We start from the raw sequence: 23,450 nt of genomic DNA on the forward strand, positions 1-23,450 counted from the left end.
CGCGAGAAGCGAGGCGGTTACTGCTCGTCCCTCTCGTCGCTCGACTCCTCGTTGTCGGCGTGGAGCGCCTGCACGTCGAGGATGTCGATGCGCTCGTCGTCCCGGTTGAAGTCGAACGCGAACCGGTTGTCTCGAACCGAACCGTTCCGGTAGGACTCGAAGAACGTCCGCACGTCGTTCCGGGTGAGCGTCCCGTCGCCGTCCACGTCGCGGAAGCGCCCGTCGCGGTCGAGGTCTCGCGGGGCCTGCGAACCGAGGACGACGTCGGGGCGCTCCGGACGGACGAGGACGGTCCGGGTGACTATCGAAGTGATGCCGTCGTCGTCCACCACCACGAGTTCGACGGTGTGGTTCCCCGGACTGCGGCCGGTCCAGTTGAGCGAACCGGTGTCTACGGCGGAGGTGTTCGCGACCCGCCACTGCGTGTGGACCGCCCGACCGTCGGCGTCGGTCACGTTGGTAATCGTGAATTGGACCGACTCGTTGACGGTCGGAGCGGACCGACTCGCGCTGATATCGCCGCTCGGCGGGACGAGCGTCGTGTTCAGTTCGACTTCGTCCACGACGACGTTGTCCGAGAGCGCGGTCTCTCCGGGCGCGGTGACCAGAGTCTCGACGCGGGAACCGGACGAGACGCCGGGCAGGCCGACGGTCGCCTCCGTGAACGCCGTCGTCTGCGAGGAGTCGCTGCCCGCGACGGTGACGTTCCGCGAGGCCACGAGGCTCCCGGTGGACGCGTTCCGAACCTCGATTTCCGCGGTCGCGTTCGCCAGTCCCTCGTTGGAGACGAGCATCGACGCGCGGACGACGCCGTCCGTCCGGTAGTACCCGACCTGCCCCTCCCCGAGAGCGAGGTCGGGTCGGAACAGGTATCGCGACGCGGTGTCGTCGGAGGCGTCGCCGTCCGTCTCGTTCGGGGTGACCTCGAACCGGGTCGTGTACGCGGGGTCGGCCTCGGCGGCCGGAAGCGAGACGTTGACCGTCCGGGTGGCGTTCGGTTCCAGCACCGACACCGTCCCGTATCGCTGGACGTTCGGTCCGTTGCCCAACCGATACGCCACGTCGGTCGCCCGGACGCCCGACGGGTTAGTCACGGTGGCGGAGACGGTTATCGTGTCGTTCGCCCGTTCGGCCGTCATCCCCGTGACGTTCAGGTCGGGGTCCAGCGCGAGCGCCCGGTCGTCGTTGTTCCGCTCGTCGAGTTCGGGAACCGCGCTCCCGGCGTCGGCGACGACCGACAGCGTTCCGGTGCTATCGACCGTCACGGTCGCCGTGCCCGAGACGCTCTCGCCCGACGGTATCGACCCTATCGAGACCGACTTCAGGGGTCCGTCGCCCGACCGCACGAGCAGGTCGGACGCCTCGGCCGGAGCGTCGCCGGTGTTGCGCACCGCGTACCGAACGTCGACCTGCGTGCCGACGCTGACGTTCTCGGCGGTGACCGACGCGTTCACCGTCAGGTCGGGGTGGAACCGGTGCTTGAACGCGTAGACGTCGGGTTGCTGGTCGGAGGTCAGGTCCTGCCCGGCGAACACCGACACGAAGCCGTCGCCGCTCGGGGCCGCGTCTCCCTGCCAGAACGTGAGGTTCCGGTGGGACCCGTCGGCGTACTTGCGCGCCGGGAGCCACTGCCCGCCGATTCGCGGCTTGTAGTACGCGGCCGCCACGTCGCTCGCGGCGGGGTACGCCCGGAAGTCCACGAGCAGGTCGCCGTCCCGTTCGGTGAGTTCGACCGTCTGCGGGGTCGATACGTTCGATTTCAGTCCGACCGACCGCACGGTGGTGCCGTTGGCGATTCGCAGGTGCGTGTCGTTCGCCCCGGTATCGACGATGCCGACGTGGGTCGCGCTCACGTCCATGCCGCCGAACTGACCGACGGAAACCGCGCGTTCGGACTGCTGGGGGAGTCCGTCCCGAGCGCTCACGGTTCGGACAGTCACCGACCCCTTGACGGAACTCTCGTTCATCGACAGGTAGCCGACGCGGAACCCGTCGGCGGTCGCGGACACGTCGGGCGCGCGCGCCGTCTCGACGGTCTGGACCGGCCCCAGCGTGCCGTCGTACCGCGCGAACACACGGGCGACTGGTCGCGCCACGTCGTCAGGTTCTCGTCGGCGTCCTCGGTCCACGCGACGACCCACTCGTCACCGCGCTGGGCGACCGCGGGCGCGAAGTCGAAGTCGGCGTCGTCGGTCACGAACTGCGGCGCGTCCCACCCGGACCCGTCGGACGTCGCGATTCGGATTTCGCCGTACGCGTACACGTCGGACGGCCCGCTGACGTTCTCGAACGTCCGGTCGAAGGTGGTGAACGCGGCGAGCGACCCGTTTCCGGCCGACCCGGCGAGCGCCGGGTCGTAGTCGCTCCACGAGTCGTCAGTGACCGGCGACGGCGACGTAATCCCACTGTCGTCCATCCGCGACACTCGGATGTCGCGACCGTTGAGCGCGGACTTCTCGGCCGACTGGTGGCTCCACGCGACGGTGTGGGCGTCTCCGATTCGAGTGACCGCGGGCGACTCGTCGGCGACGGTGTTGTTGGTGACGACGCCGGTCTCGGCGATTCTCGTGGGCGTCCCTCCCGCCGAGTTGAAACTGCTCCCGACGAACCCCATCCGGTGAGTCAGGGTCTGTCGACTCCCGTCGCCCGTGCCGACCGTCGGTTTCGGGGGCCGGTCGCCGGTTCGCTCCCGGACGTTCCACGACGTCTCGCCGGAACTCCCCGTCTCCGTGGCGTCGGCCGAACCGCCGTCCGAGGCCGTTCCCTCGGCGGTCAAGGCCGCCTCCTCCTGTAGCAGTTCGAAGTCGTAGGTGAACTTCTCCTTCTTCCCGGACGGGTAGTAGGCCTCCTGCGTGAACATGTAGGCCTGCGCGCGGGCGTACAACTGCCCGGCCACCGTGCCGTCTATCGGACTCAGTCCGGGTAGCGGGGCTTTCGTCACTATCTCCTCTTCGAGACCGAGGACGAGCGCGAACTCGTTCCACTTCTTCCCGAGTTCCTGTTTCGCCCCGAGTTTGGGCGAGACCTCGCCCTTCTCGAACTCGAAGGAGACGTTGTCGCCCGACCCCGCGGTGTCCGTCTCGTCGAAGGTCGTCGTCACCTTCAGTTCCGCACTGAAGATGGGGTAGAGGCTCACCGCTCCCGGCGGAACCGGGCCTATCGGCGGACTCGGGACGCCCGTCGGCGGCGGGGGATACTCCGCCGTCGCGGTCGCCTTGAGTTCGAGTTCGCCCTTCGTGAGGTTGCCCTCTTCGAGGTCGACGAACGCCTTGCCGGTGGCGTTCCCGGTGACGTTGACGACCTCGAGGTCGTACGACGCTCCTCCGCTGACCGACGCCTCCGTCTCGGTCGTCGTCAGGTCCACTTTGATGGTGACTGTCACCGCGGCGCTGGTCTTCTGGTTCTCGCCTGCGCCCGGCATCTTCACCTCGTCCTTGAACGGGAACTTGTTCGGTATCTTGTTCGAGAGGCTGGCTGGCTTCGAGGACGACAGTATCAGGTAGCCGTGGGTCGGGCGCGTCACCGAGACGGTCATCGCCTCGAACCACCCCGGCGTCGAGACGTGGCCGACGCGAAGCGCCCGACTCGCGGTCGTGCCGTTGGTGTGGACTGCGGTGGCGACCAGCGTCTCGTCGGACGTGACGTTGCTGGTGTTCACGGGGAAGGTGTACCCGTCGCTCCCGTCGGAATCGACGTACGTCGAGTTGTTCAGTCTGAACCGGACTTCGGCGGTGTTCGACGGTTGGCTGACCGCGGCGCGATAGCTCAGGTCCAGCGGCAGGCCCTCGATGACGACGACGTCTTTCCGGGGGTGACCCGACAGGTGGGGCGTGACCGAGACGACGTCGAACTCCTCGGGTTCCTCGCCGACCTTTATCTGCCGGGTGACGGAGTAGCCTCGACCGTCGTCGGTCACGACCGAGTGGGTGACGGTGTAGACGCCGGGCGAGTCGTAGGCGTGGGCGACTTGGAGTCCTCTGGCGGTCGCCCCGTCGCCGAAGTGCCACTCGGCCTTCGCGATTTCGACGCCGGTCGTCGTGACGCCGGCGCTCCTCAGCCGTAGGCTCCGGTTCGCGACAGGGGTTCGCATCCCGACGTTGAACTCCAACTCGCTGGGCGACGTGTAGGATATCTCGTCGCCGCGGACCTCCGGAACGCCCGAGAGGGGACTCGAGCAGTCGGCCGCCGAGTCGCACTGGCCGGAGACCGGCCCGCCGATTTGCCCCCAGTAGTTCCGGGTCGCATCGACCGTCTGGGACCGATAGACGTAGATTCCCGAGTTGCGGTTGTTCGCGACCATACTGTCGTGAATCTCCACCGGGGCGTTCGCGTAGCGCACCCGAAGCGCCTCGCTGTTGTTCACGAGGTGGGAGTTGCCGATGGCCACCGCTCGGTCGGTGCTGGAGGCGCGAACGCCCACGTCGAACTCCCTGACGACGAATCCGGAGATGGACGCGCCCCCGCCGTTCGAGAGGTATATGCCGTCGGCTCCGTCGCTGAGCGTCGAACCGTTGAGGTGCGCCCCTCGCGGCGCGGTCAGGTTGATGTCCTTCTGAATCCTGACGCGTTCCCGGTAGACGCCGGGCCGGACCTCGACGGTATCGCCCGCCTTCGCGGCACGAACCGCGTCCTGAATCGTGGCGTACGGTGCCGACCCGTCGTTCGCCACGACGAGGACGTGAGGCCGGACTAACGGAACGTCGACCGACCCGTCGGGACTCGACAGGAAGTAGCCGCAGTCCACGTCACCGCGGCACTGTGCTCGGAGCGGGCCGTCGGACTGGCCCCAGTAGTTCTCGGTGGCGTCGCCGACCTGCGAGGAGACGCCGCGGACGCCGGTGTGGGAGTTGTTGTAAATCTCGCTGTACTGGAGGTCCCAGCGGTTGTACGTGTCCTCGACGTAGAGACCGTCCCGATTCTGTCGGAGGACGACGTTCTCGACGAGGAATCGAGTGTTCACGTTGTCGGCACGAATGCCGTCGTCCCACTGTTCGATAGTGAATCCGGAGAGGGTGACGTTGGCGTCGTTGTAGAGTCTGACCCCGTCGGCGCCCGAACTCCGGTTCGCTCCGTCGAGCGTCGCGCCGTCGGGAGCGACGAACGAGAGCGGTTTGTCGAGGCGAACCGACTCGGTGTAGGTGCCGGGCCGGACTTCGACGGTGGCACGGGACGGGGCAGCGCGAACCGCGTCCTGTATGGTGGCGTAGGGCTTCGACCCGTCGTTGGCCACGACGTAGGTGCCGGTCCGATTCGACGGGACCGAGACGGAGTCGGTGGGCGACGACAGGAAGTAGCCGCAGTCCACGTCGCCCCGGCACTGGCCTCGCGTCGGACCGTCGGACTGGCCCCAGTAGTTCTCGGTGGCGTCGCCGAGGTGGTCGGCGCTATAGATGCCGGTGTGGGAGTTGTTGTAAATCTCGCTGTGCTGGACGTCCCAGCGATTGTACGTCTCCTCGACGTAGAGACCGTCTTGGTTCTCTCGAAGCACGACGTTCTCTATCAGGAACTCGCTATCGACGTTGTCGGCGCGGACGCCCTCGTCCCAGTGTTCGACGGTGAACCCGGAGAGGGTGACGTTGGCGTCGTTGTAGAGGCGAATCGCGTCTGCACCCGAGTTGCGGGTGGACCCGTTCAGGGTCGCGCCGTCGGGTGCCACGAGCGAGAGGGGTTTGTCGAGGCGAACCGACTCGGTGTAGGTGCCGGGCCGGACTTCGACGGTGGCGCGAGACGGGGCAGCGCGAACCGCGTCCTGTATGGTGGCGTAGGGCTTCGACCCGTCGTTGGCCACGACGTACGTCCCGGTTCGGTCCGCGGGCACGGACACCGAATCGGACGGACTGGAGAGGAAGTAGCCACAGTCCACGTCGCCCCGGCACTGGCCGCGGGTCGGGCCGTCTGCCCGGCCCCAGTAGTTAGCCGTCGCGTTTCCCAGCGAGGAACCGCTGGTCTGGACAGCGGCGTGACTGTTGTTCTCGACGACGCTGTCGTGGATTTCCCAGCGGTTGTACGTCTCGTCCACGTAGAGACCCCGTCGGTTCTGTCGCAGCGTGACGTCGGAGATAGAGACGTTCCGGTCGACGCCGTTCGCGAATATCGCGTTGTCGTACCCCGTAACCGTGACTCCGGAGAGAGATACCTTGGCGTCGTTGTAGAGGCGAATCCCGTCCGCGGAACTGCTCAGCGACGACCCGTCGAGCGTCGCGCCGTTCGGTGCGCGGACGTCGAGAGGCTTCGAGATTCGCACCGATTCGGCGTACACCCCCGGTTCTATCCGGACCGTATCACCTGCGCTCGCGTTATCGACGGCGGCCTGAATCGTTCGGTAGTCCCCCGACCCGTCGGAATCGACGACGATGGTGGTTGCCGTCAGCGAAAACGAGAGTCCTTCGGGAACCTCGGGGACGGTTACGCTCGGCGCGTCGAGTCCGCTCGACTGCGGAAGCGCCGAGGCGGGCGTCGACGCCGAGACTACCGAGACGAGGACGATTCCGATCAGAAGTACGCTCTTCCGTCGTCGTGATTTCGAGACCATGTTCTACGTTGTTTTTATTTGTCAGAATATATCTGGCATTTTCTCGAATACTTCACCAGAACATAAGATATACTTCTGACTTGTCGATGTGAATTTGTTTCAACATGGGGTATTAAATGCATCGTTACCCGGGTCGAGCGATTTACGCCGTCTCCCGGGAACGCGGAACCGCTACCTCCGACCCAGCGCGAACAGGACGCCGCCGACCAGCGCCGCGAGCGTGACGCTGCCTCCGAATCCGGGGACCCCACCTTCGGCGTCTCCGCCGGTGTTCGCGGTCGTAGCCGCCTCCTCGCCGGTCGTTCCGGTCGTGGCCGACCCCTCGGTCGTCTCCGTCGCCGCGGTACTCGTCACCGGGTTGTCGCTACTCCGGTCGACCACGACCGCGAACTGCGAGAGTCCGTCGGCCGTCGCGGTGAACGCGTTCGAATCGCGCACGACGCGGGCCTCGGTCCACGACCCGCCCGCGTAGTGATAGACCGTCACGTCGTCCAGCGCCGCGCCTTCCGGCAACGCGTCCGCCGAGACGCTGAACCGGTACGTCGCCCGACCGACGACCGACGCCGGGGCGTACCGAGACGCGACCGCGACGTGGCCGAGGACCGCGCCGCCCGGCGGCCGGGCGATTCCGTCGGGAGTCCCATCGCCGCCCGTGAACTCGAACACCACGTGGGCGGCTTCGCCCGCGAATTCGAGGTCCACGCGTTCGAGCGTCGCGTCGCCCGCGGCGAGACCGGCGACCGAAGCACCGGCGCTCTCGCCGGGTCGCGCGTTCCGGACGTCGAGTCGGACGCCGCCGTCCGTCCGTTCGGTCGAGAGTTGGACCGGCGGTGGCGGAACGTTCGCGCCGCCGCCCCCACCGCCGCCGCCGCCGTCGTCGCTCGTCGTGGTGGCGGTTCGCGGTCGCTCCGACACCGAGAGGGTGCCTGCGGAGACCGAGACGGGTTCGTACTCGTTGCCCGCCTCGTCACCGACAACGCGAACGTCGATGTCCACGTCGGACTCCCCGACGGTCTCGCCAGCCAGTTCGAGTCGCACGAGTTCCACGGTCCCGTTCTGGTCCGTATCGACGCCGTAGGCCGTGACGCGGAGCGACGAGTTGTCCGCGTTCGTCTCTACGTTGGCCCCCTCCGGGCCGCCGACCAGCGAGTAGTCCGCGATTCGAGCGACGGAGGCGTTCGAGAGCGCGACCGTCAGGTTGTACGCGCCGACCCCCGCCGTGACGTTCGACACCGCGACCGTGGTGGTGGTCGTCTCTCCCGGCGCGACGCTCGTCGCGTCGGGCGACGCGTGTACCGTAACGCCGCCGGAACCGGTCGCGGCCGACGCCGCGCCGGTAACCGGAGCCACAGTAGCGCTGGCGACGAGGACGGCCACGAGCGAACAGACGACTGCCTTCCTGAGATTCTGCACGATGCTTGCCTCCGCTCACGGCGTGAAATGCGTTTCGAATGTCTCGGATAGTTTCCACGAGGCGGGTTCCGCCGACCATCGTTTTCTCTCAGGTCCCGATAGTCTCGAATTCGTCGCGCGGAGGCGGCTACGAACGTCGCTTCGCCGCGAGCCAGACCGCGACGACGAGTCCGGCGAGGGCGACGCCCGGACCGAATCCGGGCGTGCTCCCCTGCCCGCCGAGGTCGTCGGCCCTCGTCTCGCTGTCGCCGGTGTCCTGCACCGCGCCTTTCGTCCCGACGGTGATGGGACCGACACTGCGGCTCCTGCGGTCCTCCTGCTCGCCGAAGTAGTAGACTGCCTTCCCGCCGATGTCGTACGTCCCGGGTTCGTTCACCTGCAGGCGGACTCGGAAGCTCTCGTCCGCGCCCGCTTCGACCGTGAAGAAGTCGGTGGCCTTCCGACTCACCGGCGACTCACCGGCGACGCTCTGTATCGAGACGCCCTCGTCGGGCAGGTCGAGTTCGAGTTTGACCTGTAGCGGACGGTCGTTGACGTGGTTCGAGACGCTGAACATCACGACCGCGGTCCCGCTCCCGGCCTCGACCGTCGCGCGGTCGGTGGTCAACTGGAAGTAGGCGTTCTGCTGGACGGTGACTATCTTCGTCGCCGTGTTCTCCATGTCGCCCTTCCCGACGACGTGGAGTTGCACCGAGTACTTGCCGGGCGAGTCGAAGTTGCGGGTCACCTTCCGTCCGCGAGCGTCGTACTCGCCGTCGCCGTCGAAGTCCCACTCGTACCGCTCGACGCGCGCGTCCTGCTCCGCGGTGAAGGAGACGCTCTGTTCCGAGTTGGGCTGTTTCGGCGTGAAATCGAAGTCGGCGGTGGGCCGACGCCGGACCGAGAGCGACTGGGCCGCGGTGTCCGACCCGCCGTCTCCGTCCGTCACCACGAGTTCGACGGTGTAGTCGCCGGTGTCCTCGACGCTGTACTCGACCCTCTCTCCGCGTTTGACGGTGCCGTCGAACACCCACTTGTACTCGCTGACGCTCCCGTCGGGGTCCGTCGAGTCGCTCGCGTCGAACGTCACCGTGTCGCCGCGTTCGAGGTGCGTCGGCGAGTAGGAAATCTGCGCGTTCGGCTTCTCGTTCTTCTCCGTCACGGAAATCTCGGCGGTCGCGGTGGCCGTGCGGTCGGTCTCGTCTGCCACGTCGAGTTCGACGCTGTACGTTCCCGGTTCGTCGAAACTGTGAGTGACGCGCTCGCCGTAACCGGTAGTCCCGTCCTCGAAACGCCAGTCGAACGTCGAGATATCGCCGTTGGGGTCGCTCGACCCCGAGGCGGTACACTCGACGGTCTCGCCCACCGTCACCTCGGTGGGACTGCACGAGAGTCGGGCCGACGGCGGCTTAGCCGCCGCTTCGACGCGAATCGTCTCGGAGACGGTATCGGTCGCGCCGGTCTCGTCCGCCACGTCGAGTTCGACGGTGTAGGTCCCCGCCTCGTCGAAGGTGTGACTGGCGTACGTCCCGGTGTCGCCGGTTCCGTCGCCGAAGGTCCAGTCGTACGTCGAGATGTCGCCGTTGGGGTCGCTCGACCCGGACGCGGTGCATTCGACCCGCTCGCCCGCCGTCACTCGGGTGGGGGTGCAACTCAGCGACGCCGACGGCGGTTCGGTGGCGCTCTCGACGCGAATCGTCTCCGTGGCAGTGTCGGTCGCGCCGGTCTCGTCCGACACGTCGAGTTCGACGGTGTAGGTGCCCGCCTCGTCGAAGGTGTGACCGACGTACTCCCCGGAGTCGCTCGTCCCGTCGCCGAAGGTCCAGTCGAACGTCGAGATGTCGCCGTCGGGGTCGCTCGACCCCGAGGCGGTGCATTCGACCCGCTCGCCCGCCGTCACTTCGGTGGGGCTACAACTCAGTGACGCGGTGGGCGGGTCGGTCGTGTCTTCGACGCTGACCGTCACGGAGGTCCTGTCGGTCGCGCCCTCGTCGTCGGTCACCGTCAGTTCGACCGAGTAGAGACCGCTCCGTTCGAAGGTGTGGGACGCGGTCTCACCGTAGTCGGTGTCCTGCCCCCCGAACTCCCACTGGTAGGACGTGACCGACCCGTCGGTGTCGCTCGAACGGTCCGCCGTGCAGGTCACGGTGTCGCCGACCGACACCTCGGTGTCCGTACACTGGAGTTCGGCGTCCGGCGGTTGGTTCGTGGGTTCGACCACCTCGAAGACGCTGCCCCGACTCTCGTCGGCGAGTCGAGTGCGGAGGTTGTCCCGGTCGCTCTCGGCCCAGACCGACGTTCTCGCGTCGTACCATCCGTAGGGAGCGTCCTGCTCGACAGTCCAACTGAGTGTTACCCACTCCCGCTCGTTCGGGTCGAGCGTCACCGTCGTCCCGGTCCGGTCGTCGTTGTTGTACCAGTTCCCGTCGGGTCCCCGGACGCCGTATCCGACGAAGAAGGTGTGCCTGCTATCGCCGGTGTTGCGCACCTCCACTTCCGCTCTGACGGTGTCGCCCGGTTCGAACGACCCCGTCTGTTGGTTGAAGTTGAGTATGCGTGCGTCGATGCTCTCGGCGGACTGTCGCAGTGTGGCGCTCCCGGCCGCCGTCGCACCCGCGACGGAGGCCGTCACGATTAGTACCGCGGCTATCGTCGCAAGTCCCGTTCTCGGTCGATTCCCCATCATTGTGAGTTCCCTCGGTGGACTGCGGTCGCAGTTCGACGACGCTCCTCCCGCGGTGAACGACCCGGACATCCGACTACTGAACTGTGTCGGAGTCCTCCGTATCGGTGGGTCCGTCTCGTCGCGACGGAAGCGCGACGCTTCCCACCGAACTGGCGGGGAAGAACGCCGACCGGCCACGGACGTCACGCCCACCGGTCATGTCTGAATGGATATATCAAATATAGATAAATGTGTTGATGGCTAAACTGATGGTCTCTAGACCAATTTTGTCTCGTCCGGTGCTTTTTCAGCCTCTCGACAGTACGGGAGGAGAACTCACCGGGCCGACGCCGTTCTCAGGCCGTCCGAACGTTCAGCACCGCGGGGTCGGTCTCCACCTCGACGACCGCGACGCCCGGCGACCCCGCGTTGAACGCGTAGCGGTCGCCGCGGGCGGTTCTCACGGTGTCGATGCCGTACTCGTGGGTGTGGCCGCTGAACACCGCGTGCGGACTCCCCCGCCTGACGGCGTGTTTGAGCGCTATCGACCCGCGCCGGATGCGTCCCCGGAGTCCGGACCCCGAGTGGTGGTGGTCGAAGGCAACGTCGAACGGGGGGACGTGCGAGAAGAGCAGAACTCGCTCGTCGGCGGTCACCAGCGAGTAGAGCGCCTCGTAGCGTCGTTCGAGCGCCGCTAACTGGTCGGCCAGACGCGCTCGGTCGGCGTCGGCGATACCGAGGGCGTCGGCCACCGCGTCGGCGTCCGCGTCGCCGTCGAGGTACCGGCCCGCGAGCGCCTCGATTTCGGCGGCGCGCTCGGCCGCGACGTGGTCGATAGTCGCCGCCGTCGCGTCTTCGAGCGGGTCGGTCGCGGGGAACTCGGTGTACCGAATCTCGGGGCGCTGGTCGAACTGCTCACACCCCCACCCGGCGAGCGCGAACCCGTCGAAGTCGGCCCCAGCGGACGCGAACTCCGCTTCCCCGACGACGCGCTCGTGGGCGACGACGGCCCGGTCCAACCCCTCGGTGAGGCGCTCGACGCAGTCGAGCGGGTCGTGGTTGCCGGGGACGACGACGATCGGGAGGTCGTACTCCTCGTGGAGGAACTCGTAGAACGCTCTGCCGACTCGCTCGTAGCGCTCCCCCGCGGCCGCCGATTTGGCGTGGTCGCGGTTCTCGTCCACGACGTCCCCGGCAGTCACGACGGCGTCGAACTTCGCCTCGTTGATGTCCGGCCGGGCGTACGCCGGTCGGTCGTCGCCCGGGCCGAGGTGCAGGTCGTTGAGTAGCAGGAGTCGCATATGTGTCGTGTAATCTGATACGTCGTGTCTCGGTGGTCCCAACTGAACGTGAGTTCGACGCCGCCCGGCACGCGGGCGGCGACCGGGAGTTCGTCCGGGGGCAGCGAGACCGAAATCGCCGGGTCGGTCACGACCGCACCTCCCGAAACGCGTCGGCGATTCGCGTCACGGTCTCGGCCGTCCTGAACGCCGGTTGGAGTTCCACCACCAGCGGGCAGTCGATGTCGCGCTCGTCGAGTGCCGCCACCGCGCGCTCGAACGAGGGCGTCCCGACGGTCGGCGGTAGATGGTGGTACTCGCCGACCGACTCCTCGACCGTGAGTTCCGCGGGCGACTCGACGCCGAACGTCTCGCAGACCGCGTCGAGTTCCCGGGTCGCGCGCTCCGGGAGCGTCCCGTGGAGGTGGACGCTCGCGGGTGACCCGACCGCGTCGAGGAACTCGAAGGGACGCCGAGCGTGACCGAGGTCGCAGGTGAACGCGAGCACGTCGCGCCGTCCGAGTCGGTCCGCGGTCGCCCGTAGCGCCGTCACGTCCTCGGCCGTCGTCAGGAGATAGTCGAACGACCCCCGCGGGCAGACGTTCTCCAGTGCGACCGGACCGCGGTACTTCCGCTCGGCCCGACGGTGGTCCTTCGACGCCGCGAGGGTCCGAACCAGTCGTTCGCGTCGCGCTTCGCGGTCCGCGTCGTCGGACGCGAACCGCGGCGGGTGGAGCGTGGTGAGTTCGGGAGCGAGGTTCCGCCGTCGTTCGACCGAACCGTCGTCGTGTTCGTAGACCATCTGGCTCTCCTTGAGGTGGGTGTTGAGTTCCACGTCGCCGTCCTCGTCCGCGCCGCGAGCGAGCGGCGGGAGGTGGACGGTTCGCACGTCGAGGTCGAGCGATTCGGCCTGCGAAACGTCGGCCCTGACGTAGGACATCGCGTTGACCGCGACGAACAGTTCGACCGGGAGACCTCGCTCCGCGATTTCAGACAGAAACCCGAGACGGGGCCGGTCACCGCGAGCGCCTCGCGAGAGGTCCTTCTGGGTCACACTGAAACGAAGGTCCGTCACGGTCTCACGCGCTACTCGCGCAACTCCTCCAGTCCCTCGCGCACCGCCGACCGCGGCATCTCGGTGTCGGAGGCGATTCGGCCGACGTGGCGAGCGGTCAGGTCTTCGGCGAAGTAGTCGTTCTTGAGCGCCCAGTGGCGAATCGCGTCGGCGATGCTCGGCGTGTAGAGGACGGTCCGCCCGTCGCGGTACCGGCCGAGTTCGCCCGCGTCCACCAGCGCGTTCAGTTGGTTCGACATCCACGGCCGGTGTTTCGCCGACCCGTACTCCTCGAAGAACGACGGGTGCTGTTCGCCGAGCAGGTCGATTATCTGGGTCGTGCTTCGGGGACTCCCCATCGACGAGAGGAGGTCGCCGAGGCGTTCCTGCGCGGGCGAGAGTTCGAGCGTCTCCCGATTCTCGACGGTCTCGACCGACTCCGACCCGGGGTCGAGGTACCCGAGGTCCGCGAGCGTCTCGCGCAACAGCGTCGGGTCGTTCGCCGCGAGTCGTCGCAGGGCGTCTCTGGTCTCCGAATCGAGCGCCTCGAAGCCGACATCGCGGTCCGTCTCGTCACTACCCATCGGCTATCACCACGTCTTGCGGGTTCCTGAACCGCGGGCCGTAGAGCGCGAGTTCGTGACGGTACTGCTCGCCGCGCCACGAGACGCCGCCGTTGAGCGCCGCGGGGTCGTGTCGTTCCGTGACGGACGGGACGCCCGACTGCTCCACGTAGGCGTGGATGCCGTGGAAGAACTCGAAGTCGTCGGTGCCGAAGGCGTCCTCGTAGCACTCCTCGATGCTCTCGGCGCTCCCGACGTCGGTGTCGCTCGGCGTCGTCGTCCCGCCCGGATGGGTGTGGAACCGAGCCACGACGCCGGGCGTCTCGCCGTCGGGATACGACGACGCCACGCGACGCGCCACCTTGCCTTCGAGGGTCGTCACGCTGTTCCGAGTCGCCGACTCGTAGTATTCGGGGTCGTCGAGGCCGAACAGTTCGGTCGGGGTCGTCGCCGACTGGCCCGTCAGGACGTACACCGTCTCGACCCGCTCGTGCGCACCGTTCTTGCCGCGCGTTTCGAGCGCCTGCATGAACGGCTTCGAGGCGGGGAACGCGAACGTCCCGCGGGGATACGTGGTCCCGATGGGGGACTCCCGCGGCGACACGTCCGGCGACGGTTCGGTCCCGCCTCGCGTTCCGGCCGAACTCTCCTCGGAGTCCACGTCGAACGTGTGCGTCGTGAACCACGAATCTCCGTCTAACACGCCGGACGGGTCGCCCGACTCGACGTTCACGTCGGTTCCCCACGCGCCTGCGTTGGTGCGAACCTCCACGTCGGCCTCCGGGTCGGCGTCACCGGAGTCGCCTTCGTCGCCGAAGAATCGGTCGAACATGGGTGGTCACCTCGGTCGCGTTCCGACGTCGAGCGTCACTTTTTGACTCCGATGTTGATGTCGCGCGGACTCATCTTGGTCATCGCCAGCACCGCCACGAGCAGGACGAACATGAGACCGCCGATTATCAGCATGTTCTGGGAGACGGGCAGACTCGAACTGGCTCCGGAGGCCACCGCCGTCGTCTCGCTCTCCGCGTTACTCCCCGAGTCGCCGGTCGCCTCGACGGGTTGCGTCACGTCGAACGTGAACGACATGCCGTCTATCTCTTGGGCCATGTCCTTGTGACCCTTGGGCCAGTACTGGATGTCCGCAGTCACCGTACGCTTGCCGGTGTTGGTGCTGTACACGTTCGCGCGGATGTCCTTGATGCCGCCCTGCGGTCGGACGTCGAACGTCCCCGACACCATCCCGGCACCGCCCGAGAAGAGGTCGGACGAGCCCTGAATGGTCATGCCGCTGGGGACGCTCATCGTGATGTGGACGACGACGGGACAGGTCGCCGTGGGGTCCACTTGGAAGCCGCCCGAAATCTTCCCGGGTTGGGACTTGTTGATGGTCTTCTGGGAGGCGTACAACCGGGCCTGCGACAGGCTCGGCGGCGAGGACGGCTTCTCGCACTCGCCCTGAGTGGTGGCCGCCGCCTCCGTGGTCGCCACGGTCTCCGTCGTAGTCTGCGTGGTGTTCGCTGCTGCGACGTCGTTCTGTAGCTGTGCGGCCGCCGGAGCGGCGATTCCCGCCGCGAGGACGAGGAGCGCCGCCATCGCGACGAACGTGCGCTGGAAGTTCGTGTCGTTCATCTCTCTCATTTCCGATGTATTACTCCATACATATATATCTTTACGAGTAAAGTTACTCGTAATCCATACGAGTAAAGGTGCTTCTTAGGCTATAAGAGATTGATTTAGAGGGGTTCGAGGAGTCCAACCGACGAAAACCAACCACCTACTATACTAATTCCCACATAGTACGAACTTTGATAGATGGGCTGCCGATCCCGAGCACGCGGACTATTTCGCGCGGACGAGTAGGACAACGTCCATCTCCGTGTTCGCCGTCGTCACGCGCACGTCGAACGCGACTGCGAGGACGTGCGTCTCGCCCGCGCGCTCCTGCACGACGACGCCTCGACGAACCTCGCAGTCACCGAACTGACGGTCGGTACCGGGTCCGCCGGGGCAGTTCGCCCGTCGCCACGCCCTCGCCGCGGACTGGTTGTACGCGACCTGATAGACGGTCCCGGACTCGACTCGCGAGGACCTGAGTGCCTCCACTCTGGGGCGCAGGTCGGCGCGAACTGCGTTCACGGCCGCGGTTCGCTCGTCCCACGCGAAGTCGTCGGGCACGTCGGCCGCGGCGTCGTGGACCGCCCGCGAGAGCAGGCGCTCGGCGTTCCGACCGGGCGCGTCGTACTCCTCGCTGGCGGTGAGGTCGGCGTGGTATCCCAACTGGAGGTAGGCCATCACGACCGGCGCGAGCGCGATGGCGACCAGCGCGGCCGCCGCGAGGACGAGTTGAGCGCGCTCGCGGGCCGGTGGTTCGTCTGCTCCCGAACCCCTTCCGCTCACGCGTACCACACCCATATCGTCACGTCACCGGAGGCGGTCGTCACGGTGGCTGACCCGACCGCCACGCCCCCGGGCTTCCGGAAGCCGACCGCGCCGCGGGGCGTCCGGACCCGAAACAGCAGATTGTCCGGCAGGATACGGGCCACTCGACGTCGCAGGGCGTCCCGTTCCCGGTCGAAGGCGTCTGGCGAGCGCACGACCTCCGAGACTCGGGTCGCACCCGCGTGGCGCGGCGGTTCGCCCGCGAGGACGGTCGCGGCGTCCTCGGCGTAGAGGTCCAACTGGGCCGTCCCGTCGTCGGTCGGTGCGACCCCGAGCGCGAACCCCATCGCGACCGCGAGGATGAGCACGGCCCCGACACCGGCCTCCACGACCGACAGCGAAAGCTGTCCGCGCGGCGTCTGCGAGCGGACGCCGCGGTCGCGGTCTTCAGCCATCGACAGTCACCGCCAACACTGCCTTTCCGGTCTCGGCGGGCGAGTACGTCAGTTCGACGCTCCCGGTGGGAAGCGCACCGTCCGCCTCGAAGGTGAGCGTCGTGGTCTCGAACCGCGAGAGTTCGACCTCGAACGTCCCCGTCAGTCCGGAGGCGTTCCGGAGGACCACCCTGTCGTTCGCCCGGACGACCCGAACGTCCGTCTCGGCGGGCGGTGTCAGCCGAATCTCGACCCGCGGGGACCGACGGGGGAGCGTCACCGAGGGGTCGGTCGCCGAGAGGTCGGGCGTCGCCGACACCGAACTCCGGTTCTCGACCAGTACGATTCGGCGAATCGTGGTTCCGCCGGTCGGGTCGCCCGTGGATGCGAGCGTCCGGTCGCCGAGGCGGACCGCGACGTCGTAGCCGTCGGTCACGGGGAACAGCGTCCGGAGGCGCGAGGCGTTCAGTCCCGAAACTGCGTCGGCGCCGAGGACGTTCGGTCGGGCCGTGACCCGCGACTCTGACGCAACGAGTCGCTCCGAGAGCGCGACCGCGACCCGCCGCTGGTCGGCGTCGCGCTCCGCGCTCAGGTACGCCCGGTCGGCCATCCCGAAACTCACGACCGCTACCGTGGTCACGACGAGGAGCGCGACCGCCAGCGCAGGCAGGTTCATCTGGGCGCGTCTCGGTCGCCCCATCAGCCCTCACCTCCGGAGTCGCCGGATTCGAGTCTGACCGCCAGTCCGCCAGCCCCGTCGCTCCGAACGACGACGAACGCCGGTTCGCGACTCGACCAGTTCCCCCGGACCGACGAGACTGTCTCGGGTAGCGCGAGCGTGACCCGGCCGCCGACTCCGTCCCGGGGATGGTCGAGAACCAGCGTCCGGGTCTCGACCCGTATCTCGTACGCCCGGCCGCGGATGGTCTGGGGGAGCGACACCTCGGTCCGGGCGCGGACTGTCGCGGCGTCGGTCGGTACCGCTTGCTGGACGCGTTCCGCGGACTGGGCCAGCGCGCGTTCGCCGACCTCCGCGCCCGCCGCGGTCCGGTACTCGGGGACGACTCCGCCGTAGAGGGTCGCCGAGAGGAGTCCGACGTAGAGGACAACGATACTCGCCTCCATCGCCTTGCCGACGACCGGCGAGACGGCGCGGTCGCCCCGTGCTCGCGGGTCGCTATCCATGCCGCACCTCCAGACGCATGTCGTGAACAACGAGGTAGGCCACGCGCTCGCCGGGGTATGCGGCGACGACGCTCGCCACCCCGTCGTCGTCGAAGTCGCGGGTCGTCACGCTCGCGTTCTGGCGCTCGAAGTACCGCCCTAACGCGTCGGGGGTCGCCGTCTCGACCGCGACCCGGTAGGTGCCGTTGGCGAGCGCGGTCCGGTCGTGGGTGACAGTCGTTCGGAGGACGACCGAACCGCCTCCGGTCGCCGAGACCGAAACAGACCCGTTCAGCCTCGGCGCACCCACGACGAGGACGCCGTGGTCGTCCTCGCCGTCAGCGCCACCACTGCGCGACGCCGTAATCGGCGGCGCGGTCCGAACCTTGGCGTTGCCGGGCGGACCGCGCACGACCGCTCCGGCGAGGTACGCCACCCGGCGCTGGCCCGCGGTGAACACCAGCGCGTCGGTTTCGACGGGCGACCCGACTACTCCCGACTCGTTCACCAGTCGGAGTTCGCGCTCGACGGTCCGCAACTCGCCGTCGGTGAACGAGACTCGGCCGCGGTGGACTCCGGTCGTCGCCACGGGGTCCAGCGCCGAGTCGAAGTCGGCGGCCACGCGGACCGAGTCGGCCGCCGCGGCGTTCTGCTCCACGACAGCACCGATACCCGCGGTCAGCGAGGCGAGCGCGAGCACGACGACGCCGAGCAGTATGGCGATACCGACGACGTTGGACTGGGCGCGGTCGGGGCAACCGAGTCGAGATTGGCGAGTCTGACGCCCGTCGGCGTCAGTGCGACAATCCCGACTCACACCATCCCGACCCCCGCGAACACGAAGTACGCGACGCCGACCAGTGCCCCCGAGTGGAGCAGCGCCTCGTAGCGCCCGCGACTCGCGTACCCGGCGAACCACCCGCAGGCCAACATCGTCGCCTGCGTGACGACGTAGAATCGCCGCCGGTCGCGGGCCGGTTTCACGGCGTCGGCGTCGAGCGCCAGACCGGCGTCGGCGGTCGAAACAGACGACAGTTGCGCGAAACTGTCGAGAACGTGGACGTTGACCGCGACCATGATGCCCACGACGAGCAGGGCCGTGGTCCACGCGACCGCGACGTAGACCAGCATGTTCGACCGCAGGGCCTTCCGCTCGTGGTAGAGTCGCCCGATTTCGACCTGTAAGGTCTCGAAGACGGCCTCCGCGTCTCCGCCCGCGTCGAGCGCGCCCGTGACGAGTCCGATGGTCTGGTCGGCCAGCGGCGTGCCGACCCGGTCCACGAACTGCGAGAGGGCGGCGGCCTGACGGTCGCCGTCGCGCGTCGTCAGGTTCGCGTTGAACGCGAGGTCGGCCACGTCGTCGTTCAGCGCGCCGAGGTCCACGTCGCTGGCGACGCGTTCGACCGCCGCCGAGAACGGACGGCCGAGGCTGACGTGGCCCGAGACGGCGTGGACGAAGTCCTTGATTTCGCGGTCCTTGGCGTCGTCCAGATTCGCGCGTCGGAGCGCGACGAGACCCGCGGGGAGGGCCACGGCGACGTATCCGAGGAGGACGACGTTGACCGGCCAGTAGTCGAGCGACCAGAGCGCGACCCCCAGAAGGAACGCGACCGGCGCGAATCCGACGACTGCGCTCGCGGGATTCCGGAAGACGCTGCCGAGCGTGGGGAGTACCCCGTCGGGGCGCTCGTAGTCTCTGCCCGACTGGTCGGGCGGGCGCAGCGAACCCACCGCTGCGGTCGCGACGAGACCGACGACGAGGATGAACACGGCGCTCCCGTAGACGAGCAGCGCCCGCATCGAAATCGGACCGACTGGGGTCGCAGTGGTCGCGCTCAGGCCGGGCGCGAGGACGCTCATCACGGTCACGACGATGACGAGCAGCGCCGGGAGGACGAGCAGGACGACGAACATCTCCGCGAGGAGTTCGAGGAAGTCGCCCGCCTGCTCGCGGCTTCTGGCCTGCCGGTTCGAGAGCATCCGACTCTCCATCTGGAGGTACTGGGCGAGCGCGTCGGGTCCCTGCTGGGCGTGTTCGCGGAACTTCACGAGGAACGGCGCGAGCGCGTCCCGCGAGGGGGTGTCCCGCGCCACCACGCGCAGGCCCTCGCCGAGACTCCCGGTCAGGGTCGCCCTGTTGAGCGCCTTCCGGAAGGCCACCGCGGTCTCGCCGTAGGCCTCCTCTCGGTCGGCGACCTTCCGGAGCATGGCCGCCCCGTCGTCGCTCCCCGACGAGAGCGCGTGGAGGTACCGGACCGCGCCGGGCAGCGTGGTCTCGATGTTCGACCCGCGTGCGCTCGCGGTCCACGAGAGGTAGCGCCCGCCGAGCGCGACGGTCGCCCGTTTCCCGGCGAGACCGACGCTGGTTCCGACCGCGGCGGCCGAGACGGGCCGAGAGACGGCCGGGAACGCGACGGTTTCGAGACCGGGGACTCCCCGCCGGAGGAAGTCCGCGACCACCGCGAGCGTGGCGTCGGGGAGCGCGACCACGACGACGAACGTCCACCCCGTCACCAGCGCGAACGCCAGCCACGACAGGCCGTAGACTCGCGAGAGGTACACCTCGAAACTCGTCGTCACGTCGGTCGCTCGGTAGTGCTTGCGGTCGGCGTCGTGGCGCGAGCGGTCGGCGTGTCTGGAGAACAGCGCGTAGAGGGCGCGGTCGAGCACCGAGAGCGTGGCGTTCGCGGACTGACTCTCGCCGGTCGCTCTCACCCCGTCGGCGTCGATGGTCACGCCGGTCTCACCCGCCTCAGTGGTGGTGTTCACCGCGTAAGCCTCCTCGAATCGCGTTCATGGCCGTTCTTCTATTCTTTCTGGTATTTAAAATATGGCAATATAATCTGCATCGAAAGGGGCTCCGGCCGGGAAGCCTCGTGACTGTTCCGTGGAATCGACCGCGCGGCGGTCGCAGCGGGTTCAGTACGTGATGCTGAACCACCCGGTGTCGCTCGCGGTGCCGTCGTGTTGGTAGGTGAAGTAGTACTCGATGGTGTCGCCGGAGGAGAAGTCGCCGACGACGTAGTCCGGACTCGTTTCGAGCGTGTGTGTGTCGCCGCTCGGGTTGTTCATCCGGTAGTTGTACTGGGTGCCGCCGTTGACCGTGTAGTGGACGTCCACCCAGTCCGAACCGACGTTCGAGACGAACTCGAACGACAGTTCGTCGGTGGCGGTGTCGCCGTCGGACCCGTCGATTCGGGTGACGTGCTGGCTGAAGTCGCCGCCGCCCGACGCGTCGGTGGTGACACTGACAGTCCCGGACGCGCTCGACTCGTTGCCCGCGCCGTCCACGGCCGTCACGGAGAACTCGTAGGTCGTTCCGCTGGCGAGACCCGAGACGGTGGTCGAGGTGGTGCCCGCCGGAATCTGCTGGCTCCGCGTCCCGTCCACGTACACGGCGTAGTGGTCCATCCCCGACCCGCCGCTGTCGCTCGCGGCGTCCCACGCGAGGTCCACCGACGAACCGGTGTGTCCCGGCGACCGGAGGTTCGACGGGGCCGTCGGCGGCGTCGTGTCGGACGGGTCGCCACCGCCGCCGCCAGTACTCGACTTCATCGAATTGGCCGGGACGCTGAGTGCGGTTCCGTCGGAGAAGGTCACCGTAATCGAGGAGTTCTCGCCGTTGTAGGCGACGTAGGTCGTTTCCGTCCCGTCGTCGAAGGCGTAGGCCAGCGGGTAGTCCGCGGTCACCGAGGGGTCGGGGTTCCCCATCGCGTCGATGTTGTATATCCAGTGGTAGGTGTGGGCCTTCGTCTCACCGGCCTCCGGACTGTAACTCGCTTTCGCGGACTGGAACATGCTCTTGGCGTCGCTCACGTCCGAGAACGCCCGGTAGTTCCACATGATGTCCTGCCAGTAGTCCCAGTCGCCGCCGTTGTCGTCGTTGGCTACCGCCTCGGAGTAGTTGCGTTCGGCCAGTTGGGAGTCCCACCCGAGGTACAGCGAGTGCCCGCCGAACGGCAGGTAGTTGATGCCGTGAATCGCCTCGGCGTCCGCCGAGAACCACGTCGAGTAGGAGTACTTGATGCCCCACACGATGCCCGCGGTGTCGTGGCCCCACTCGTCGGGGTGGTTCTGGTCGTCCACGTCGAACCAGTACTCCATGGCCGAACAGACCTCGTGGGTGTAGAGGTACGCCGCCCAGTTCAGCATCTCGTCGTTGCCCGTGAAGACCGCCCACTGCAGCATCGCCGCGTAGGCGTGGATTGCCTCCGAGGACGACTCCTGATTGTTCCCGCCCGCGAACTCCGCGGTCCCGGCGGCCCACGAGTGACCGCCGTACGGACTGAAGTTCCGCAGGAACGGGAACGAGTCGGCGGGGTTGTCGGCGGGTTCTTGGGCGTTGGCCCTGTTCGGTCGCCCCCAGTTCGCGTAGTCGCGGACGAGCAGGTCAACCATGCCGCCCCAGTTGCCGTCGTCGCTCCACGTGTCGTCGGTCCGCGCCAGTTCGGCGGCGGCCCGGACGAAGTAGCCGTAGTGGAAGTGGTGGTCGTTGAGGTCGCCCGCCGCGCCGTACGAGTCGGGGTAGCCGACGAGTGTCCCCCACTGGTCGTTGTAGTAGAAGAGGTTCTGACTCTCGCCGCTGTCGGCGGTCAGCCAGTTCTCCAGTTCCGACCGGATGGCGCCGTGCAGGGCGTCCCGCTTGCTGGCGTTCCCGACTTGGTCGGCGATGGGTGCCGCCTCCGACATTCGGCCGAAGTCCTTGCCGGTCCAGTAAGTGCCGCTCCCCTGTCCGTTGTCGTAGCCCGCCGACACGTCGCCGACGTAGGACGCCAGTTCCGAGTCGTCGTAGGAACCTCGGTCGGGCAGGAACGGAAGCACGCCGCGGAACGGATGGGTCGTCGTGAACGACGACCCACTTACTGTTTTCATCGTCCCTCGCGGACACTCGTACGCGTACCCGAGCAGGGATTCGTCGGTGTACTTGTGCTGGTGGGGGTAGAGTCCCGTAATCGTCGCGTCACCGCCGACCTGACTCTCCGGCTTGTTGGTCGTGGTGAACGAGTAGGTGGTGCGGACCTCCCCGGCGTCCCGGTCGTAAGTCGGACTGACGCGGGTCGCGTCGCCCGCGCCGGTGTCGGTGATGAAGTTGTACGCGTACTTCTCGAACGTGTCGAGCGTGGACGACGTGTCGTCGGGGAGGACTGCAATCGTCAGATATCCCCCGGAGAGACCGTTGGTCAGCGTGGCCGACCCGACGCCGGACCAGTCGTCGCCCGACGGCGCGAACAGTCCGTAGTGATTGCCCTCGTGGGTCACTCCGAGGACGTTTCCGCGGTCGTCCCAGACGGTCGGTGCCGTCTGGAAGGCGAGTTCGGCACCGCCGCCCTCGTACTCACAGAAGACGTACGGCGACCCCTTCGTGAGCGACGCGGTGAGCGTCGTCGCCGTTCCGGTACCCCACTTCAGCGTCACCGACCAGTCGCTGTGGCCGTCGACTCGCGTATCCGAGAACGTGGTCGCGGTGTGGCCCAGCGTGAAGTCACGCTGGACGCTCATCTTCGCGTCCTCGTTGGGGTAGTTCCACGTCGTCGGATGACCGACACGGAGACCGGTATCGTTGGCCAGTGCGAACCCCGGATGGAAGAACAGGTTCTCCGAGTACTGGGTCGCGAGCGCCGACGACCACCAGTCGTTCGACGGGAGCGGCGCGCCGACGTTCCCGGTCGTGTACCGCGTCGCTGGCGGTTCTCCCTCACCAGAGGGCTTCTGGTGGGTGTAGCTCCCGTTGCCGACGCTGTGGATTCCGCTCGCCGCCGTGGCCGGTTCCGGAATCGACCCGAGACCCGCCAGACCGGCGACGCCGAGGGCCTCGAAGTAGGTGCGCCGCGACAGGGATAGTCCGTCGTTCGAGTCGTTCGGTTCTTCTCGTCCGTCCGCTCTGTTCGTCCGGTCGCTATCGGGTTCGTCCGTCCGTTCGTCCATATTGGTAGGCTCCGCAGTATTGTTGCGTATTTATATCTATAAAATTTACTACTAGGTTA

16 protein-coding genes are annotated in these 23,450 nt (G+C 67.5%); all 16 read right to left on the reverse strand.

The window, feature by feature from the left end; all coding sequences use genetic code 11:
• Positions 1-17: 17 nt before the first annotated feature.
• Entirely contained in the window at positions 18-1,967 is a 1,950-nt protein-coding gene (locus tag NGM06_RS08350; RefSeq protein WP_368410474.1) for a CARDB domain-containing protein, read from the reverse strand.
• Complete coding sequence (locus tag NGM06_RS08355; protein WP_254269832.1) at positions 1,964-6,532, reverse strand: NosD domain-containing protein; 4,569 nt, start codon at positions 6,530-6,532, stop codon at positions 1,964-1,966. The genes NGM06_RS08350 and NGM06_RS08355 overlap by 4 nt, the downstream gene beginning before the upstream one ends.
• 171 nt (positions 6,533-6,703) lie before the next feature.
• Positions 6,704-7,945 (reverse strand): hypothetical protein, encoded by a 1,242-nt coding sequence (locus tag NGM06_RS08360; RefSeq protein WP_254269833.1) that lies wholly within the window; start codon positions 7,943-7,945, stop codon positions 6,704-6,706.
• Positions 7,946-8,072: 127 nt separating this feature from the next.
• Positions 8,073-10,610 (reverse strand): PKD domain-containing protein, encoded by a 2,538-nt coding sequence (locus NGM06_RS08365; RefSeq protein WP_254269834.1) that lies wholly within the window; start codon positions 10,608-10,610, stop codon positions 8,073-8,075.
• A 335-nt stretch (positions 10,611-10,945) separates the two neighbouring features.
• Positions 10,946-11,890, reverse strand: coding sequence for a metallophosphoesterase family protein (locus tag NGM06_RS08370; protein ID WP_254269835.1), 945 nt, complete (start codon positions 11,888-11,890; stop codon positions 10,946-10,948).
• Between the two features lie 127 nt (positions 11,891-12,017).
• Positions 12,018-12,944 (reverse strand): hypothetical protein, encoded by a 927-nt coding sequence (locus NGM06_RS08375; RefSeq protein WP_254269836.1) that lies wholly within the window; start codon positions 12,942-12,944, stop codon positions 12,018-12,020.
• An 11-nt stretch (positions 12,945-12,955) separates the two neighbouring features.
• On the reverse strand, positions 12,956-13,507 hold the full coding sequence (locus NGM06_RS08380; RefSeq protein ID WP_254269837.1) for a hypothetical protein: 552 nt from the start codon (positions 13,505-13,507) through the stop codon (positions 12,956-12,958).
• The gene (locus tag NGM06_RS08385; protein WP_254269838.1) at positions 13,500-14,318 is read right to left on the reverse strand and encodes a hypothetical protein; all 819 of its coding nucleotides are present in this window, start codon (positions 14,316-14,318) and stop codon (positions 13,500-13,502) included. Before NGM06_RS08385 ends, NGM06_RS08380 begins: the two co-directional genes overlap by 8 nt.
• Positions 14,319-14,353: 35 nt before the next feature.
• On the reverse strand, positions 14,354-15,118 hold the full coding sequence (locus tag NGM06_RS08390) for a hypothetical protein (RefSeq protein WP_254269839.1): 765 nt from the start codon (positions 15,116-15,118) through the stop codon (positions 14,354-14,356).
• 210 nt (positions 15,119-15,328) lie between these two features.
• Positions 15,329-15,886, reverse strand: coding sequence for a DUF7261 family protein (locus NGM06_RS08395; protein WP_254269840.1), 558 nt, complete (start codon positions 15,884-15,886; stop codon positions 15,329-15,331).
• The gene (locus NGM06_RS08400) at positions 15,883-16,323 is read right to left on the reverse strand and encodes a DUF7262 family protein (RefSeq protein ID WP_254269841.1); all 441 of its coding nucleotides are present in this window, start codon (positions 16,321-16,323) and stop codon (positions 15,883-15,885) included. The genes NGM06_RS08395 and NGM06_RS08400 overlap by 4 nt, the downstream gene beginning before the upstream one ends.
• On the reverse strand, positions 16,316-17,002 hold the full coding sequence (locus NGM06_RS08405) for a DUF7263 family protein (protein WP_254269842.1): 687 nt from the start codon (positions 17,000-17,002) through the stop codon (positions 16,316-16,318). The genes NGM06_RS08400 and NGM06_RS08405 overlap by 8 nt, the downstream gene beginning before the upstream one ends.
• Complete coding sequence (locus NGM06_RS08410) at positions 17,002-17,487, reverse strand: DUF7266 family protein (protein ID WP_254269843.1); 486 nt, start codon at positions 17,485-17,487, stop codon at positions 17,002-17,004. Before NGM06_RS08410 ends, NGM06_RS08405 begins: the two co-directional genes overlap by 1 nt.
• On the reverse strand, positions 17,480-18,283 hold the full coding sequence (locus tag NGM06_RS08415) for a DUF7289 family protein (RefSeq protein ID WP_254269844.1): 804 nt from the start codon (positions 18,281-18,283) through the stop codon (positions 17,480-17,482). The genes NGM06_RS08410 and NGM06_RS08415 overlap by 8 nt, the downstream gene beginning before the upstream one ends.
• Positions 18,280-20,202, reverse strand: a complete 1,923-nt coding sequence (locus NGM06_RS08420; RefSeq protein WP_379793588.1) for a type II secretion system F family protein — start codon at positions 20,200-20,202, stop codon at positions 18,280-18,282. The genes NGM06_RS08415 and NGM06_RS08420 overlap by 4 nt, the downstream gene beginning before the upstream one ends.
• A 183-nt stretch (positions 20,203-20,385) precedes the next feature.
• Positions 20,386-23,391 carry a glycosyl hydrolase gene (locus tag NGM06_RS08425; protein WP_254269846.1) on the reverse strand — a complete coding sequence of 1,002 codons (3,006 nt, stop codon included), beginning with the start codon at positions 23,389-23,391 and terminating at the stop codon, positions 20,386-20,388.
• Between the last annotated feature and the right edge of the window lie 59 nt (positions 23,392-23,450).

The organism is Halorussus aquaticus, from assembly GCF_024218795.1.
Taxonomy (GTDB): domain Archaea; phylum Halobacteriota; class Halobacteria; order Halobacteriales; family Haladaptataceae; genus Halorussus; species Halorussus aquaticus.